A 539-nucleotide genomic window follows, 5' to 3' on the forward strand; every position below is an offset into this window, starting at 1 on the left:
AGATGCTGCTCTCGCTCGAAGCGGACCGCATGCGTTCCCCCCGTCTCTCCGAGCGGAGTCTGCGCACCCAGATCGCGGTGATCGACGAGGAGATCCGCCTCATGGTGCGCAATCGCCCGTACGGTGCTTTTCCCTGGGTACTGCCACGCGCCCTGCACAAGCGCGCGGAGAACACCAGGGACGGATACGGCGAGACCGCCGATCTGGCCGCCTTCGACATCCCGCTGTGCGAGAAGTTCTTCGCCGACCACTACGGCCCCGGAAATGCCGTGGTGACGCTGACCGGCGCATTCGACCCGGGGACGGCGGAGCGTCTCGTGCACCGGCATTTCGGGTCCCTGCCGACGCGCCCGTCGGTGGCCGCGCCCGAGGCGCACGAGCCGCTGCCGACGGAGGAACGGCGGCTGACGGTCGCCGACCCGCACGCCGGCCCGCACGCCGTGGCGGTGGGCTACCGGATGCCGGACCCGGTGACCGAGCGCGCCGACTACCTCGCGCACCTCGTCCTGGCCGCGCTGCTCGGGCAGGGCGGCCAGGAC

The 539-nt window shown here is 71.6% G+C and carries 1 protein-coding gene; it reads left to right on the forward strand.

The features are described 5' to 3' along the window. Positions 1-29: 29 nt before the first annotated feature. A partial coding sequence (locus B7L92_RS38385; protein ID WP_170102292.1) for a M16 family metallopeptidase occupies positions 30-539 on the forward strand: 510 nt, incomplete at its 3' end.

Source organism: Streptomyces viridosporus (genome assembly GCF_002078235.1).
GTDB classification, from domain to species: Bacteria; Actinomycetota; Actinomycetes; order Streptomycetales; family Streptomycetaceae; genus Streptomyces; species Streptomyces viridosporus.